This is a genomic window from Pseudarthrobacter sp. AL07 (assembly GCF_029960665.1).
Lineage (GTDB): Bacteria > Actinomycetota > Actinomycetes > Actinomycetales > Micrococcaceae > Arthrobacter.
In genome coordinates this window covers 75,398-91,753 of record NZ_JASBRB010000013.1, presented here as the reverse complement: position 1 = coordinate 91,753, position 16,356 = coordinate 75,398, and the positions used below count along the sequence as shown (strand labels likewise).

The window sequence follows — 16,356 nt, the reverse complement described above, 5'->3', positions numbered from 1 at the left end:
TGGTTTGTCAACCCGCTGAGGATATGGGAGGTCTCTTCTCCTGCAGCCACGTCCAACCTCTCTTTGCGCGCATGCATCGGCGCCACATGCCGGGCAGGGTAGCTGTCCGGCATGAATGCGACGTGTGCGACGTATCGGTTACAACAGCCCGGTCATGTGCGCCGGGCAGGGTCCTATCACGCCTATGTCTGCCATTGAGTTCCAGGCGGTCGCCCCGCAGGCATAGTTGTCACCAGCCACTCTAGCTGTGACTCCAGCGCGATGCGTAGCCGCGTCTGTGGCGTCCCTGTTGTATTTCGCCGTCATACTGGTTGTGTGACGAAAGCCGCTGCAACGCAGGCTGACGGCGCCGGATGTGATGCAGAATATGGCGGATCGCGGTGGTGGCAGCTTGAAGCGCGGGCACAAAAGGTGTTGGCTGGGAGTAATGGAAATCACTATGCGCACTGCATGTATTAGGCATTGGAGGAACACGTGAGCGAGGCCGACGCCGCCACTTCGGTAAATGTGGCGGAAAAATTGGGTTTCAAAAATGGGGATCTGATTCAGGAGTTCGGTTACGACGACGACGTCGATTTCGACTTACGTGACGATATTGAGGACCTGACAGGGTCCGAACTCCTGGACGAGGACGACCACGACGTTGTTGACGCCGTCATTTTCTGGTGGCGGGACGGCGACGGGGATCTGATCGATACCCTCATGGATTCGCTGACCACCCTGAGTGAAAACGGGGTTGTCTGGGTGTTGACGCCAAAGTCCGGGCGCGCCGGGTACGTGTCGCCGGCGGAGATCCAGGAAGCGGCGCCCACCGCAGGTCTGCACCTCACCACCTCTGCAGGTGTGTCGAAGGACTGGAGCGCCACCCGCCTGGTCAGCCGGAAGAACAAGTGACGACAGGTCTTGCCGTAGTCGGCCAGACTGTTCCGGCGGTGGGGGCACCTGCCCCGGACTTTGAGCTGGTGAACCAGTTCGGAGAACCTGTCCGGCTGTCCTCTTTCCGGGGGCAGAACGTTGTGCTGGTGTTTTATCCGTTTGCATTTTCGGGTGTCTGCACCGGTGAACTCTGTGAAATCCGTGACAACCTGAGAGCGTTCGAGGATGCCCGGGCCACGGTCCTGGCAGTGTCCGTGGACAGCAAGTTCAGCCTGCGGGCCTATGCCGAGAAGGAAAGCTACGGCTTTGATCTCCTGGCCGACTTCTGGCCGCACGGCGCCGTCGCCTCCGCCTACGGTGTCTTCGACCCGGAGAGCGGCATGGCCGGGCGCGGGACGTTCATCATCGATGCAACCGGAACAATCCGCTACGTTGTGGTGAATCCGCGTGGCCAGGCCCGCGAGCTCGCAGACTACCAGGATGCTCTGGCAGGCCTGGAACAGAGCTGACGCCGCATGGACCAGCAGCGGCACGGCATCGGCCTGACGGGCTTCGCCAGCCTGCCGGCCGCTGACCCTGCTGCGCTGTCCAGTACGGATCTTCAAGGACTGGAACGCGTCCGGGAGCTGTTGTCCGGCAAACGGCTGGCGCTGCTCACCGGCGCAGGGCTGAGCACCGATTCGGGCATTCCGGATTACCGGGGGCCGGACGCCGTGCCACGTTCGCCCATGACCTACCAGGAATTTGTACGCGAGGGTGCCAGCCGCCAGCGCTACTGGGCACGGAACCACATCGGTTGGTCCAAGTTGCGGCACGCGGAACCAAACCCCGGACATCGTGCGGCCGCAGAACTGGAGCGGCGGGGCCTGCTCACCGGATTGATCACGCAGAACGTGGACCGGCTCCATGAAGATGCCGGCAGCCGGAATGTCATTGACCTCCACGGACGTTATGACCGGGTGGTTTGTCTGGCGTGTCAGCACACATTCACGCGTCACCTGCTGGCGGGGGTCCTCGAAGAACTTAATCCCGGCTTCCTGGCACGCGCCACCACGTCCGGCCCGGTGGAAATGGCGCCCGACGCCGACGCCACAGTTGATGACTCGGCGCTGATCAGCAGTTTTGTGGTCGCTGCCTGCCCCGCCTGTGGCGGGATGCTCAAGCCTGACTTTGTCTACTTCGGCGAGAACGTGCCCAAGGACCGCGCAGAAGCCGCGTACGCGATGGTGGACGCTGCAGGGGCATTGCTTGTTGCCGGGTCATCGCTGACCGTGATGAGCGGACTGCGGTTCGTCCGCCACGCGGCGAAGGAGGGCACGCCGGTCGTGATCATCAACAGGGGCGATACGCGGGGCGACCAATACGCCACCATCAAGCTCCACGCAGGCGTCAGCGAGGCGCTGACTTGGCTCGCCGCCGAACTCCCCGATCTTGACCCCTGACGGGGACAGATTCGTCGATTGGCTTTTCGTCCTGCCCGTCAGGTAGAGTTCATGTTCGTTGGTTGACGCGCTGAGGCGAGAAGACCGGCAGTTCGGGTCTTTAGCTCAGCTGGTAGAGCGCCACGTTTACACCGTGGATGTCATCGGTTCGATCCCGGTAGGACCCACCATCAAACCCCGTTGTTCCTGGCCAGATTGGCCGGGAATGGCGGGGTTTTTGTTGCCCTGCGCCGGCTTCCATACTGGGCTCCGCAGACAGGCAGGGCAGCGGAGCGCACCGGCTTCCTCCACCACCTCCTCGAGCCCGGGTGGTTCGGGCACACGCACGATCCGGTTGCGGGACTGCCCGCGAACCAGCCAGGGCGCATTAATTGTCGGTGGCTGTCCCTAGTGTTCCTGCTATGGAATACGTGGTGGTGAAGACGGCCCAGGACGGCAGCCCGACGGCGGTGGTCAGCAACGGCAGGGAATGGGCCGTCGGGGCCGATGCGGTGAGATGGTTTGAACGTGTGAGCTGGTGGGAGGCGCAGCGCCGTATGCCCAAGGGGCTGGGCCGTGTCGATGTCGAGGTGTTGCAGGTCCAGGTGCGGCTGGGCCACAATCCGCATTCCGCGCTGACCACCATGGTGCTGGAGCGCGACGGACTCGGTGGGGGCTGGAGGCTGAGGGAGGCCGTGGTGGACGTCGCCTGAATCCGGCGGCAGATGCCCAGAGAACAGTTGGGCATTGGAAAACCCTCCACCGCGACTATTGGGGGATGCCGCGGTGGAGGGTCTGCAATGAATATACCGTGAACTTCCTGAAACAAACAAATGCCATGCGAAACGTGGTTCTTGGCGTGTCGGACGTAACCTTTTCCCGCGCCCTGCAACACCGCCAAACCACTGTGATGGTTACTGTTCACCAGAACGAACGCATCTATGCGAAGCGCCCTGGTGCCGATCGAAGGAGAATCATGGCCGATTCCCGCACCCCCCGGCTCCTCCGAGGGTCTGGGAATCCCCAAGTCGTCCACCTCCAACCTGTTGCTGGCGTTGGAGGAAGCCAGGCTGATCAGCCGCCAAGGCGCCGAATTCACGCTGGACCGCAAGCTCGTGGAACTCGGCGCGGCATATCTGAGCCGGCTTGACGAAGTGCAGGAGTTCTACCGGTTCTGCGAACAGGCGCCGACCCTTTCCGGGGAGACCGTACGCACGCCATGCTGGACGGACTTAATGTCATCTATCTGGCCCGCTACGAGGGCCATTCGGCGGTCCGCCTGACGTCTAACATCGGCGACAAGATGCCGGTGTCCCTAAGTGCCGTGGGCAAGGCCCTGATTGCCCGCCTTCACGACCACGACGTCGAAGCCATGTTTTCCGATGACGCCGAACTTCCGGTCCTGACCCCAAAGTCCCTCCGCACCGGAGCCGAGTTGAAGGCGCAGCTGACCACCATCCGGGAGCAGGGCTACCCGTTCGAGGACGAGGAATCTACTACGGGAGTAGTTTGCCTGGCTGTATCGGTGCCTACGCGCGGCGCCTACGGCCCGAGCCTTGGGTTGTCAGTCACGGCCCTTAAGGCCACATATTCCGGGCTCTCCTGACTCTTCCGTGGGTGTTTTGAGCGAGCCTTAACGGCCGCACGCCGCTCTCCACCTAGGTTTCTGACTGTTGAGGAACAGAAACTTTAGAGGCGGGAAAACGGCGTGCGAAATGCAAGACTATGGCGGTCTCTGGCTGGTTCCGGGTGAGGTCAGTTCCGGCGGACCGGGATAAACACCCGGGGCTGGTCCGTCCAGGTTCCGGACAGCCGGGAGGTGGTGCGGCGCATGATCTGTTCGGACGCGTCCCGGGCTGTGGCGGCGTCCCCGGCGGCGACCGCTTCGGCCAGATCGACGTGCCACTGGAGCGCCCCCTCGTGGGGGTGGTCCGGCATCAATCCGTGGACTGTGCGTCCCGTCAGGGTCTCTGCCACCTGCCCCATCAGGTTGGCAAACATTTCGTTGCCCGAGCCGGAAAGCAGGACCGAATGAAAAGCGATGTCCAGCTCCAGGAACTTCTGCGCGTCCCCGGAGTGGCCGGCGTCGCGCAGCGCGTGGGCGATGTCCACCAGTTCCCGCCGCAGCTGCGCCGGGGCATTGTTCGCTGCCAGCTCGGCCGCGGCGGGCTCGACGGCGGAACGCAGTTCGATCAGTGACCGCAGCTGGGCGCCGCGGGCGTCGCTGGACAGCCGCCAGCGGATGACCTGGGAGTCGAAGGGGTTCCAGCGGCTCGGCGGCAGCACGCGGATGCCTACCCGCTTGGTGGTTTCCACGAGGCCCAGGGACTGCAGAACCCGCACGGCTTCGCGGACCACGGACCGCGAAACCTTCAGCTCTTCCTCAAGGTGCTCGGCCAGCATGATGTGTCCGGTCGGCAGCTCGCCCGTGATGATCCGGGTGCCAAGGTTCTCAATGGCACGGTGGTGCAGGCTGGTCGACATGGACTCAAGCCTAAACTGGGATTGACTGGCCACGTCCCACAAAGTGGGCACCACTTCCCTCAAGCCGATTGAATATATATGCTTTATTAGGATCCATCGGTTCGTGACAGCGTGCTTCGCAGCGAACGCGGAGCCATCTGCACATCCATTGCACAACGAAATTGGAGTTTTGATGTCTGCACACATCGGTGTCACCGGCCTTGCGGTGATGGGCGCCAACCTGGCCCGCAACTTGGCCCGCAACGGCTTCACCGTTGCCCTGCACAACAGGTCGGTCGAAAAGACTGACGCGCTGCTCGCAAAGCACGGCACGGACGGCGACTTCGTCCGCACCGAAACGTTGCAGGAGCTTGTTGACTCCCTGGAGAAGCCCCGCCGCGTCCTGATCATGGTCAAGGCCGGCAAGCCGGTTGACTCGGTCATCGAGCAGCTTGAACCTCTCCTGGAAGCCGGCGACATCATCATCGACGCCGGAAACTCCCACTACGAGGACACCCGCCGCCGCGAAGCCGCGCTGGCGAAGAAGGACCTGCACTTCGTCGGCATCGGCGTCTCCGGCGGTGAGGAAGGAGCCCTGAACGGCCCGTCCATCATGCCCGGTGGTTCCAAGGAGTCCTACGACGCCCTCGGTCCGCTGCTCGAAAAGATCGCCGCGCACGTGGACGGCAAGCCCTGCTGCGCCTGGATCGGCACCGACGGCGCCGGCCACTTCGTCAAGATGGTCCACAATGGCATCGAATACGCCGACATGCAGGTCATCGGCGAAGCCTTCGATCTCCTCCGCTCCGGCGCCGGCCTCGAGCCCGCCGACCAGGCAAAAATCTTCGAAGAATGGAACAAGGGCGAACTCGCCTCATTCCTCATCGAAATCTCCGCCGAGGTCCTGGGCCACGTTGACACCCGCACCGGCAAGCCGTTTGTGGACGTCGTGGTGGATGCCGCCGGCCAGAAGGGCACCGGACGCTGGACGGTCATCTCCGCGCTGGAGCTGGGCTCCCCGACGTCGGGGATCGCCGAGTCGGTCTTCGCCCGCGCCCTGTCATCGCAGACCGAGCAGCGCAAGATCGCCCAGGAACTGCTCGCCGGCGAGGAAATCGCCGTCGACGTTCCGGACACCTTTGTTGAGGACGTCCGCCAGGCGCTCTACGCGTCCAAGCTGGTTTCCTACGCCCAGGGCCTGGACATGCTGACCTCAGCAGCCAAGGAATACGGCTGGGACCTCAAGCTGGACGAGATCGCTTCGCTGTGGCGCGGCGGCTGCATCATCCGTGCCGAACTGCTCAAGGAAATCACCAAGGCCTACGCCGCAGAAGACAAGCCGGCCAACCTGCTGTTCGCCCCGGCGTTCACGAAGGCCATCGCCGATGTGCTGCCGGCATGGCGCCGTGTGGTCTCCACCGCCGTCCAGCTCGGCATCCCCGTGCCGGTCTTCTCCTCGTCACTGGCCTACTACGACGGCCTGCGCCGCAAGCGCCTGCCGGCCGCAGTGATCCAGGGCCAGCGTGACCTCTTCGGCGCGCACACCTACGGCCGTGTCGACTCCGAGGGCACGTTCCACACCCTGTGGGGCGAGGACAAGTCCGAAATTGAAGCGGTGGACACGCACTAGTCGCCACGCTCTGATTGCATCAGGCTGCAAACCCTGCGGCCGGCAGTTCCCGGATATTCTGGGAGCTGCCGGCCGTTGGCGTTTCCGGCAGTTGTGGTGTCCTTCCATCCAAGGAGTCAGAATGCCCAAGCCAGTCGCACTAGTTACGGGAGCATCCACGGGTATCGGCTTCGAGACGGCGAAGAAGCTCAGCAGCCACGGGTTCATTGTCTATGCCGGCGCCCGCCGGGTGGGCAGGATGGAGCCGCTGAAGGCGCTGGGCGTCCAGGTCCTGGCACTGGACGTGACGGACGATGATTCGATGCGTGCCGCCGTCGGCCGTGTCCTGGAAGAGCGCGGGCGGATTGATGTCCTGGTCAACAACGCCGGCTACGGGTCTTACGGGGCGCTGGAACAGGTGGACCTGGCCGAGGGCCGGCGCCAATTTGAGGTGAACGTCTTTGGCCTCGCCAGGATGACGCAGCTGGTTCTGCCGGCCATGCGGAGTGCGGGACGGGGCAGGATCATCAACGTCTCGTCCATCGGCGGAAAATTCTACGAACCCCTTGGCGCCTGGTACCACGCCACGAAGTTCGCCGTTGAGGGCATGAGCGATGCGCTGCGGCTCGAACTCAAGCCGCACGGCATCGAGGTAGCCATCATCGAACCCGCAAGTACGCTCAGCGAGTGGGGCCGGATTTCCGCTGACGGGCTGCTGTCCAGCAGCGGCGAGGGGCCCTATGCTGCACAGGCACGGCACATGGCGGATGTCCTGGCGTCCACGGACAGGCCAGAAACGTCCACGCAGCCGGTGGTGATTGCGGCGGCTGTCCTGCACGCTGCCACGGCAACCCGTCCCCGCACCCGGTACCCGGTGGGCAAGGGAGCGGCCGCCATTCTGGGCCTGCGGCGCGTCCTGCCGGACCGGCTCTATGATGCGGTGGTCACGGCAGTCCTGAAGCGTGTTGCCCGGTAGGGCTGCATTGACGGATCAGATCCGGTATTCAATGTCGTACTCGGCCGGATCCACGGCGGGCTTGGTTTCGCGCTGGGCATCACGGTGGCGCCACTTGGCCGGCACACCGGTCACAATCGATTCCGGCGGCGCGTCCTTGACAACCACGGCGTTGGCGCCCACGGCGCTGTCCCGGCCTATGGTGATGGGGCCCAGGACCTTGGCTCCGGCGCCGATGGTGACCCGGTCCTCGATGGTGGGATGGCGCTTGACCTTGGCCAGCGAGCGGCCGCCCAGCGTGACGCCATGATAAATCATCACGTCTTCGCCGATTTCGGCGGTTTCGCCAATGACCACACCCATACCGTGGTCGATGAAGAAGCGCCGGCCGATCGTTGCGCCGGGATGGATCTCGATTCCGGTCAGGAAGCGGCCCAGCTGCGACACCAGCCGCGCCGGGAACCTCAATTCCGGAGTTTGCCACATATGGTGCGTCAGCCGGTGGATCCAGATGGCATGCAGCCCGGAATAGGCGAAAAAGTTCTCAAAAGAGCCTCGAGCCGCCGGGTCGTGTGACCGGGCGGCGTCGAGGTCTTCCTTCAGTCTTGCGAAAAAGCCCACAAAGTTCTTTCTACAGGAAACGGGGCGACAACGGGCTGATCAGCCGCGGATGTCGTCATAGAGCACGGTGGAGATGTAACGCTCACCGAAGTCGCAGACAATCGCGACGATCAGCTTGCCGGCATTCTCCGGACGCTTGGCCAGTTCCAGGGCGCCCCAGACGATGGCGCCGGAGGAGATGCCGCCGAGGATGCCTTCTTTGACGCCGAGTTCACGGGCGACCCGGACGGAGTCCTCCAGGGTGGCATCCAGGACTTCGTCGTAGACGTTGGTGTCCAGGATTTCCGGGATGAAGTTCGCGCCGATGCCCTGGATCTTGTGCGGCCCGGGAGCGCCGCCGTTCAGGATGGCGGAGTCCTTCGGTTCGATGGCGACAATCTGGACCTCAGGATTGCGCTCCTTCAGGACCTGGCCGACGCCGGTGACGGTTCCGCCGGTGCCGATGCCGGCGACGAAGATATCCACCTTGCCATCGGTGTCGGACCAGATTTCCTCGGCAGTGGTGGTGCGGTGGATCTCAGGGTTGGCCTCGTTGGCGAACTGCTGGGCCCAGATGGAGTTTTCCGTGTTGGCCACGATTTCCTGGGCCTTTTCCACGGCGCCGCGCATGCCCTCGGAACCCGGGGTCAGGACAATCTCGGCGCCGAATGCCCGGAGCATAACGCGGCGTTCGGTGGACATGGTCTCAGGCATGGTCAGGATGACCTTGTAACCGCGGGCCGCACCCACCATGGCAAGGGCGATGCCGGTATTGCCGGAGGTGCCTTCAACGATGGTGCCGCCGGGCTTGAGGGCGCCCGACTTCTCGGCGGCGTCAACGATGGCCACTCCGATGCGGTCCTTGACGCTGTTGGCCGGGTTGTAGAACTCAAGCTTGACCGCCACGGTCGCGCCCAGTCCCTCGGTCAACCGGTTCAGGCGGACCAGCGGAGTGCCGCCGACCAACTGCGTTACATCGTCATAGATCCGTGCCATGTAGATATGCCTATCTCTCAAGTGTGAATGCTGAGGTCAGCCTAACGATGGCTGAGCGGGCGCTGCTAAGCATTAAGCCACGCAGAGTAATATTTCCTGGCCTTGGCGAGTTTGGGATTGATGATCACCTGGCAGTATCCCTGCTCGGGATACTTGGCGTAGTAGTCCTGGTGAAAGTCCTCCGCGACATGGAAGCGGGGGAGCCGGCTGACCTCCGTAACGATCGGATGGGACCAGAGAGCCTGGTTCCGGTCGATCGCCTCCTCGAACAGGATCTTTTCTTCGGTGGTCTCATAGAACATAGACGAGCGGTACTGCGTGCCCACGTCGTACCCCTGGCGATTGAGCGTTGTGGGATCGTGCAGCGCGAAGAACATGTCCAGGATGACCTCAGCCGGGATGACGGATTCGTCGAAAGTGACCGCCACGACTTCAGCGTGGCCAGTGGTCCCGCCACAGACGGAGTAGTAGTCCGGCTGGGGGTCATGGCCGCCCGTGTATCCGGAAATCACCGACGTGACGCCTTTGGTTATTTGGTAGACGGCGTCGAGGCACCAGAAGCAGCCCCCGCCGAGAACAAAAGTTTTCATGACCTCTTCAATGGTTGAGCGCGCCAGATGATTCCCTGACCACCTTACGAGACTGTGACACATGCGAGCCAGATGGCTCCATGGGGTAAAACTGAGACTATGGAACCTGCAGACATCGGCGTTACAGATGCGGACAAGCTCGACGACGGCACCCTTGCCGGGGCGGGCGCTGGTCCGGCTGCTCCCACGCTGGCGCAGGTGCTGCTGGCGGTCGAGGAACTCTGGCCCGAGTCGCTGGCCGAAAACTGGGACGAAGTGGGGCTGGTGGCCGGGCACCCGTCATCGCCCGTGACAAGGGTGATGTTCGCCGTTGATCCCACGCTTACGGTAATCGAGGAAGCCGTGGAATGGGGTGCCGAGCTCCTGATCACCCACCACCCGTTGCTCCTCAAAGGCGTCACGTCCGTGGCGGCCACCACTGCCAAAGGGCAGGCTATCCACCGCCTCATCGAGTCCGGAACCGCGCTGCTGACCGTCCATACCAACGGTGATTCCGCCGTCGGGGGCGTTTCCGACGTCCTGGCCGATGCGCTGGGACTCGAGGGCGTTGTCCCGCTGACGGTGGCCGCGAACGGACTGCCCGAGGAAGGCATTGGACGTGTGGGTGATCTGGCGGACGTGATGAGCCTGGGCGATTTCGCGGCCCGGGTGTTCGGCATCCTGCCAGCGGTGGCCGGCGGAGTCCGTGTGTCCGGGGACAAGGACGGGCTGGTGCGGCGCATTGCGGTGTGCGGGGGCGCGGGGGATTCGTTGTTCAACGAGGTGCGGGCCAACAACGCCGACGTCTATGTCACCGCTGACCTCCGCCACCATCCGGCGTCCGAAGCCCGTGAAGCGGCCGTGAACGGCCGGCCCTACCTGATTGACGTTTCGCACTTTGCCAGCGAATGGCTGTGGCTGCCCGCTGCGGCGTCGGCGCTGGGCAATGTGCTTGCCGATCAGGGCCACGACGTCGATATCCAGGTAAGCACCACCAACAGCGATCCGTGGGACTTCATTCTGACTTCGGGCTAAGCGTGGGCGAATCCGTGCTGGGACCACACCGGCGAGGGACCCACTCCGAGCGCAGCGAGGTGTGGGAGCCGGTGGGGACCTAGCGAGGCAGGGGAGCACGCCAGGCGCTAGAGTCTATAAAGCGCCGATACGGTGCCCGGCTTCGGCCGGATTGGATTTAGCGGAGGTAAATAGTGGCCAAGGCAGCACCGGCGGAACAGTTGAAGTTGCTCGAACTGCAAGGGCTGGACGCAAAACTCAAGTCCCTGTCCAACCGCCGCCGTGCCCTGGAAACCGATCCCCGGATCGAGGACCTCCAATCGGCACTGTCCGTCGCCAACGGTGAACTCGGCTCCGCCAAGATGGCCGTGCATGACGCCGAAGCCGAGCTGAAGCGCGCCGAGGCCGATGTCGAGCAGGTTGCCACCCGCATCGCACGCGACGAAGCCCGGCTCAACAGCGGCACGGGGCTGTCAAAGGACCTTGTGGCCCTGCAGAAGGACATCGCCTCCCTCAACAAGCGCCGCTCCGACCTTGAAGACGTGGAGCTGGAAGTCCTGGAACGGCTGGATTCGCTGCGCGAGCGTCAGGCTGCCCAGCAGCTCATCGTGGACAACGTCCAGGGCTCCTTCGGCGGCATCCGCGCCGAACTCGACGAAGCCCTGGCCGAAGTGGCCGCTGAAGCGACCGTTGTCCGCGGCAAGCGCGCCGCGTTCGCTGAAGGACTCGACGCCGGGATGCTGGCTATCTACGAAAAGACGCTGGCAAAGCGGGGCGTGGGCGCCGCCCGGTTGTTCCACGGAACCTCTGAGGCCTCCGGCATGAAGCTGAGTCCCGGGGACCTCGCCGAGATCAAGGCCGCCTCCGACGACGACATTGTGTTCTGCCCCGATTCGGGTGCCATCCTGGTGCGCTCCGCCGAGTGGAACACTCCAGCCCCAGCTAACTAGCAGCCGATGCAGGGCGCTCTAATTGGCGTCGTGAACGCTCGGAACGACTGTTTGTGGCACCTGGTTGGGCAGGATGATGTTCAGGGCATGCGGTTTGCGCACTGAACCATCCACCAGCTCGGCGTCCCATTTTTCGCGCGTGGCCTTCAGTAGCTGCCCCGGGGTCAGCGGGGCATTGCCGCGGCGGGCCAGCAGGTGCCGCGCCACCTCGCCGCGGGTGTGCTTGGCGAAGTGGCTGACCACCTTGCGCACGCCCCTGACCTCCGTGAAAACGTTGACGGCCACCGTCTGGGCGGGCGGCGGTGCCCAGGCGGCGGCATAGGTGCTGGAGCGGCAGTCCACGAGCAGATGCCCGGACGCAGCCTCCGCGAGGGCCGCCGAAATCTGAGGCTTCCAGAACGAGGCGAGGCGGCCGACGTCGGGCAGTGCCGTTCCCATCGACAGCCGGTAGGCGGGTACACTGTCCGCGAAGCGGATGGCGCCCCACAGCGCCGAGATGACCAGCACAGATACATCGGCCTTCCGCCGCTGCGCCGGCGTCAGGGTTTTGTAGCCGAGGGCGTCGTACAGAACGCCGGAATAGATCTGGTGTGCCGGGGCGGCCGGTTCGGCGTGGAGCCGGGTGTTGCGTTCGACGTCGTCCTGCAGCGATGCGCCGACGCCCAGCAGCGCGAGGGCATCCTCATGTGCGCTGACAGTCCCCAGCGCCTCCAGGACTTTGGCCCGATAGGTGTTGAGTTCGGGGAAGCTCAGTGACGGCCAATCGACGGCGGACCCGCGGACTGCGGGGGTCTTGCCTTCGGAGGGGGGAAGCAGAATCAGCACCGTACGATCTTACCGGCGACAGCGTGGCCTCCTGCCGGCGGTAGACTGGGCTGCGGATGGGTTGACCAGGCGGCCGCGCGTCACACAAGTGGCTCGAGGAACGTCCGGGCTCCGCAGGGCAGGGTGGTGGGTAACGCCCACTCGGGGTAACCCGCAGGCCAGTGCCACAGAGAACAGACCGCCTGCGTCTTCCGGCAACGGAAGCTCAGCAGGTAAGGGTGAAACGGTGGTGTAAGAGACCACCAGCTTCCCGGGTGACCGGGAAGGCTAGGTAAACCCCACCCGGAGCAAGGCCAGACAGGACACGTTTGAGGGCTGCCCGCCCGAGTGTCCGGGTAGGCCGCTGGAGGGCGTCGGCAACGGCGTCCGTAGATGGATGGCCGCTACTTCCGCGCTGGTAACGGTACGGGAGCACAGAACCCGGCGTATAGGTCAACCCATCCAACACCTCCCGCCGGGCACGGACCCGCCCCGCATGTGAGTGATTTCACGCCGGTGGCGGCGGTCCGCGGGTCTGCTCCAGCCTAGAATGGAGAGCGAACGTAGAAGTTCTGCCGCCGGGTCTGCGTTCGCACCCGGTGGCTTTTCTTTACGCTTCTCCACGGCACCCGGGATGGACCGCATCCTGCCGGTGCCAGAGCCCCTGGACAACATCAGGTGGCCGCCAACCGCTTACGACGACGTATGCGGCTGAACCGAGGAAGGTAGTTCTGTGAGCCAGACGTCAGATTCTTGTCTTGATACGTGGATGGGCCGGGAGGCTCTCGCCGAGGCCATGATTCCGGTGATTGGCCGGCTGTACCGCGAAAACAACGTGGTCACCAGCATTCATGGCCGGAGCCTGATCAACAAGTCCACCATGAACATCCTCAAGGCGCACCGTTTTGCCCGCCGCATGAGTAACACCGAGCTCCTGCTCGAAGAGACCGCACCGCTGCTGAACATCCTGGCTCAGCTGGAGCTGGGTGCGGCGGCTATCGACGTCGCCCGCCTGGCAGAGAAGTTCAAGGCAGAAGGCGACGGCGCCACCCTGGAAGAGTTCCTCCGTGCCGAGCTTGCCGACGTCGTGGGCAAGCGCGGTGGCGATGACCGGACCAGCACCGACGTCGTGCTTTACGGCTTTGGCCGGATCGGCCGGCTCCTGGCGCGCCTCCTGATCGAAAAGGCCGGTGGCGGCCACGGCCTGCGCCTGCGCGCCATCGTGGTGCGCCGCGGCTCGGACAAGGACCTCGCCAAGCGCGCCAGCCTCCTGCGCCGCGACTCGGTCCACGGTTCCTTCGAGGGAACCATCCGGGTGGATGAGGCTGTCAACACCATCACCGCCAACGGTGTGCAGATCCAGGTCATCTACTCGGATAATCCTGCCACGATCGACTACACCGCCTACGGCATCCACAACGCCCTGGTGGTGGACAACACCGGCCGCTGGCGTGATGCCGAAGGCCTGTCCCAGCACCTGCAGAGCAAGGGCGTTGCCCGGGTTCTCCTGACGGCTCCGGGCAAGGGCGCGCTGAAGAACATCGTTCACGGCATTAACCACGGCAGCATCGAGGACACGGACCAAATCGTGTCGGCAGCGTCCTGCACCACGAACGCCATCACCCCGGTCCTGAAGGCCATCAACGACAAGTTCGGCGTGATCCACGGCCACGTGGAAACCGTCCACTCCTTCACCAACGACCAGAACCTGATCGACAACTTCCACAACGGCGACCGCCGCGGCCGCTCCGCCGCGCTGAACATGGTCATCACCGAAACCGGTGCCGCCACCGCAGTAGCGAAGGCCCTGCCCGAACTCCAGGGCAAGCTTTCCGGCAGCTCAATCCGCGTCCCCACGCCGGACGTCTCGCTGGCCATCCTGAACCTGAGCCTGGAAAACGGCACCACCAAGGATGAGGTGAACGATTATCTGCGCCAGATGTCCCTGCATTCGGACCTCCGCAAGCAGATTGACTACATCGATTCGCCCGAGGTTGTTTCCACGGACTTTGTTGGCTCCCGCCGTGCCGGCATCGTGGACGGCCTGGCCACCATCTCCAACGACAAAAACGTCATTCTTTACGTCTGGTACGACAACGAGTTCGGTTACAGCTGCCAGGTGGTCCGGGTCATGGAAGAGATGGCAGGGGTCAACCCGCCGGCGTTCCCGGCCAAGGAAGCCGCTGCGGCCTTGGCCGCAATCGCGGTCTAGGCCGTTCGCCGGGCTGGCTGCCCGACATTCCCGGCTGATGCGCTGGAATCAGCCGGGAATCGGGACCACACTGGGGGCATGGATAACGAAACTCTCCACGAGACCAGCCTTGAACACGCCCTCGACGTCGCCAAGGCCAACCGCAAAGAAGCCATCAGGCTCCTGGACCAGGCGCGCGGGTCCCGGACTTCCGGCGATGTAGGTGACGACCGGGTGCGGCAGCTCGAAGGGCTCCTCCAGGTTGCCGAAGAAGACCTGCGCCGTGTAGCCCGGGAGCAGTAGCCGGTCTCAGTAGTGGGCGGTATGCCCGGTCCACTTCTCCTCCCCGTTGTGGATAACTGCTTGGGTGTCGGTGGGGTGACCTAGGCTTTTCTGGTGCGTTACATTTCCGGAAGAGTTGGTTACCGATGACCGTCAGCTGGCGTGCCTACCGCAGCGCCCGCCGCCGCTCGAGGCAGGCCTGGGCCCTGCTGGCTGTGCTGGCTCTGGCTGCAGTCGGCTCCGCAGGATGGTTTTTCACTGCGGGCCAGTTCGCCGCGGCGGAACCAGCCATTGCAGGGCCCAGCGAGGCGCCCGTTTTCGACGGGACCTGGATGAAGCCCGTGGTGCCGGTCCAGGCCGTACCGCAGGGGAGTGCCCGGGACGCCCTCGAGGGGCTGCCCGTCAAGGGCAGGGCTCCCAAGGACAACTACCAGCGGGAGGCCTTCGGGCAGGCCTGGCTGGACGTGGACCGGAACGGCTGCGACACCCGCAACGACATCCTTCGCAGGGACCTGACCGCCGTGGGCTTCACAGAGGGGTCCAAATGCAGGGTAGCGTCGGGTGCCATCCAGGAGCCGTACACGGGGAAAGCTGTGGAATTCCGGCGCGGTCCGGAAAGCAGCAAGGAAATCCAGATCGACCACGTTGTGGCACTCGGAGACGCGTGGCAGAAAGGCGCACAAGCGCTGACCCCGCAGCAGCGCCAGAGCCTGGCCAACGATCCGCTGAACCTCATCGCCGCGGACGGTCCCGCCAACCAGCAGAAGAGCGCAAGCGACGCTGCTACCTGGCTGCCGAAGAACAAGAACTTCCGCTGCCACTATGTTGCCCGCCAGATCTCGGTGAAGGCGTCCTATAAACTGTGGGTTACGCAGCCGGAGAAGGATGCGATGAAGCGCGTCCTGGACTCGTGCCCGGACCAGCCAACCATCAGCGCCCGGTAATGCGTCGGTTCAGTGGCCGAACGGGTCCGGATCCACGCCGGGCATCCAGGTCAGCCCGGGCACGCCCCAGCCGCTCTTCCTGGCCAGTTTCATGGCCTTCCGTGCATAGCGGTCCATCAGCCGGTTGACGTAAAGCTTTCCGTCGAGGTGGTCGTACTCGTGCTGGAGCACCCGGGCGAACCATCCCGTGGCTTCGAACTCAACGGGCTGCCCGTAGCCGTCAAAGCCTTCCACCCGCGCCCACTCCGCACGCTTGAGCGGGTAGGCGCCGCCGGGGAAGGAGAGGCAACCCTCTTCCTCTTCCTCGGGGTCCGGCAGTGCGCCAGAGATCTTGGACAGGGTCAGCACCGGGTTAACCAGGACTCCGATGGGCGGGGCGCCGTCGTCATTGGCGTACTTGTAAACGAAAATTCTCTTGCCAACACCAACCTGCGGCGCCGCCAGGCCCACGCCGTTGGCAGCCTCGTTGGTTTCAAACATGTCCGCGATCAGGGCGCGCAGCCCGTCGTCGAACACCTCCACCTCAGCGGCGCGCTGGTGCAGCACCGGTTCTCCCCAGACGGTGATTGGCAGAACTGTCATCTCAGGCGGCCCTTCGTGCGTGCGGCGTGACGCCGGCGTTTATGCAAAAAAAGTGGAGGCCGTACCGGATATCCGGTACGGCCTCCACTGAACGGCAGTT

At 64.1% G+C, this 16,356-nt stretch carries 17 protein-coding genes, 1 tRNA gene, 1 other RNA gene and 1 pseudogene; 14 read left to right on the top strand and 6 right to left on the bottom strand.

Going from position 1 to position 16,356, the window contains the following annotated elements:
• Positions 1–474 precede the first annotated feature (474 nt).
• The 6 genes and pseudogenes from QK290_RS12135 to QK290_RS18655 all read left to right on the top strand — a co-directional run.
• Positions 475–894, top strand: coding sequence for a DUF3052 domain-containing protein (locus QK290_RS12135; RefSeq protein ID WP_282330887.1), 420 nt, complete (start codon positions 475–477; stop codon positions 892–894).
• Positions 891–1,385 carry a peroxiredoxin gene (locus tag QK290_RS12130; RefSeq protein ID WP_282330886.1) on the top strand — a complete coding sequence of 165 codons (495 nt, stop codon included), beginning with the start codon at positions 891–893 and terminating at the stop codon, positions 1,383–1,385. The genes QK290_RS12135 and QK290_RS12130 overlap by 4 nt, the downstream gene beginning before the upstream one ends.
• A 6-nt stretch (positions 1,386–1,391) precedes the next feature.
• The gene (locus QK290_RS12125; protein ID WP_282330885.1) at positions 1,392–2,318 is read left to right on the top strand and encodes an NAD-dependent protein deacetylase; all 927 of its coding nucleotides are present in this window, start codon (positions 1,392–1,394) and stop codon (positions 2,316–2,318) included.
• A gap of 94 nt (positions 2,319–2,412) precedes the next feature.
• Positions 2,413–2,488, top strand: a tRNA-Val gene (locus QK290_RS12120).
• A gap of 231 nt (positions 2,489–2,719) precedes the next feature.
• Entirely contained in the window at positions 2,720–3,010 is a 291-nt protein-coding gene (locus tag QK290_RS12115; protein ID WP_185260812.1) for a hypothetical protein, read from the top strand.
• A 300-nt stretch (positions 3,011–3,310) separates the two neighbouring features.
• Positions 3,311–3,891 (top strand): annotated as a pseudogene (locus QK290_RS18655) (IclR family transcriptional regulator C-terminal domain-containing protein); the annotation flags it as partial.
• A gap of 161 nt (positions 3,892–4,052) precedes the next feature.
• Here QK290_RS18655 and QK290_RS12100 read toward each other — a convergent pair.
• Positions 4,053–4,781, bottom strand: a complete 729-nt coding sequence (locus QK290_RS12100; protein ID WP_056340687.1) for an FCD domain-containing protein — start codon at positions 4,779–4,781, stop codon at positions 4,053–4,055.
• A gap of 172 nt (positions 4,782–4,953) precedes the next feature.
• Here QK290_RS12100 and gndA point away from each other — a divergent pair, with 172 nt between their 5' ends.
• Together gndA and QK290_RS12090 are read left to right on the top strand one after the other, a co-directional pair.
• Positions 4,954–6,390: an NADP-dependent phosphogluconate dehydrogenase gene (gene gndA / locus QK290_RS12095; RefSeq protein WP_282330882.1), complete on the top strand. Its 1,437-nt coding sequence runs from the start codon at positions 4,954–4,956 to the stop codon at positions 6,388–6,390.
• Positions 6,391–6,511: 121 nt separating this feature from the next.
• The gene (locus QK290_RS12090; RefSeq protein WP_282330881.1) at positions 6,512–7,345 is read left to right on the top strand and encodes an oxidoreductase; all 834 of its coding nucleotides are present in this window, start codon (positions 6,512–6,514) and stop codon (positions 7,343–7,345) included.
• A 15-nt stretch (positions 7,346–7,360) separates the two neighbouring features.
• Here the strand turns inward: QK290_RS12090 and epsC are convergent, their stop codons facing one another.
• The 3 genes from epsC to msrA form a co-directional block, all read right to left on the bottom strand.
• Positions 7,361–7,945 carry a serine O-acetyltransferase EpsC gene (epsC, locus tag QK290_RS12085; protein ID WP_282330880.1) on the bottom strand — a complete coding sequence of 195 codons (585 nt, stop codon included), beginning with the start codon at positions 7,943–7,945 and terminating at the stop codon, positions 7,361–7,363.
• Between the two features lie 39 nt (positions 7,946–7,984).
• Positions 7,985–8,920 (bottom strand): cysteine synthase A, encoded by a 936-nt coding sequence (gene cysK, locus QK290_RS12080; protein ID WP_282330879.1) that lies wholly within the window; start codon positions 8,918–8,920, stop codon positions 7,985–7,987.
• 65 nt (positions 8,921–8,985) lie between these two features.
• Positions 8,986–9,510, bottom strand: a complete 525-nt coding sequence (msrA, locus tag QK290_RS12075; RefSeq protein WP_185260802.1) for a peptide-methionine (S)-S-oxide reductase MsrA — start codon at positions 9,508–9,510, stop codon at positions 8,986–8,988.
• A gap of 99 nt (positions 9,511–9,609) precedes the next feature.
• Between msrA and QK290_RS12070 the strand changes: the two genes are divergently transcribed.
• Together QK290_RS12070 and QK290_RS12065 are read left to right on the top strand one after the other, a co-directional pair.
• Positions 9,610–10,524: a Nif3-like dinuclear metal center hexameric protein gene (locus QK290_RS12070; protein ID WP_282330878.1), complete on the top strand. Its 915-nt coding sequence runs from the start codon at positions 9,610–9,612 to the stop codon at positions 10,522–10,524.
• 173 nt (positions 10,525–10,697) lie between these two features.
• Positions 10,698–11,453: a C4-type zinc ribbon domain-containing protein gene (locus tag QK290_RS12065; RefSeq protein WP_282330877.1), complete on the top strand. Its 756-nt coding sequence runs from the start codon at positions 10,698–10,700 to the stop codon at positions 11,451–11,453.
• Between the two features lie 18 nt (positions 11,454–11,471).
• Here QK290_RS12065 and QK290_RS12060 read toward each other — a convergent pair whose 3' ends face one another.
• Complete coding sequence (locus QK290_RS12060) at positions 11,472–12,278, bottom strand: peroxide stress protein YaaA (RefSeq protein WP_282330876.1); 807 nt, start codon at positions 12,276–12,278, stop codon at positions 11,472–11,474.
• A gap of 57 nt (positions 12,279–12,335) precedes the next feature.
• On the opposite strand from QK290_RS12060, the gene rnpB reads away from it, so the two are divergent.
• The 4 genes from rnpB to QK290_RS12040 all read left to right on the top strand — a co-directional run bounded on the left by rnpB (position 12,336) and on the right by QK290_RS12040 (position 15,674).
• An RNA gene (gene rnpB, locus QK290_RS12055) (RNase P RNA component class A) lies at positions 12,336–12,722 on the top strand.
• Between the two features lie 268 nt (positions 12,723–12,990).
• Positions 12,991–14,469, top strand: coding sequence for a glyceraldehyde-3-phosphate dehydrogenase (locus QK290_RS12050; protein WP_282330875.1), 1,479 nt, complete (start codon positions 12,991–12,993; stop codon positions 14,467–14,469).
• A gap of 78 nt (positions 14,470–14,547) precedes the next feature.
• Positions 14,548–14,751, top strand: coding sequence for a hypothetical protein (locus QK290_RS12045; protein ID WP_282330874.1), 204 nt, complete (start codon positions 14,548–14,550; stop codon positions 14,749–14,751).
• A 125-nt stretch (positions 14,752–14,876) separates the two neighbouring features.
• Positions 14,877–15,674 (top strand): HNH endonuclease family protein, encoded by a 798-nt coding sequence (locus QK290_RS12040; RefSeq protein WP_282330873.1) that lies wholly within the window; start codon positions 14,877–14,879, stop codon positions 15,672–15,674.
• A 9-nt stretch (positions 15,675–15,683) separates the two neighbouring features.
• Here QK290_RS12040 and def read toward each other — a convergent pair whose 3' ends face one another.
• Positions 15,684–16,256 (bottom strand): peptide deformylase, encoded by a 573-nt coding sequence (def, locus tag QK290_RS12035; RefSeq protein WP_282330872.1) that lies wholly within the window; start codon positions 16,254–16,256, stop codon positions 15,684–15,686.
• Between the last annotated feature and the right edge of the window lie 100 nt (positions 16,257–16,356).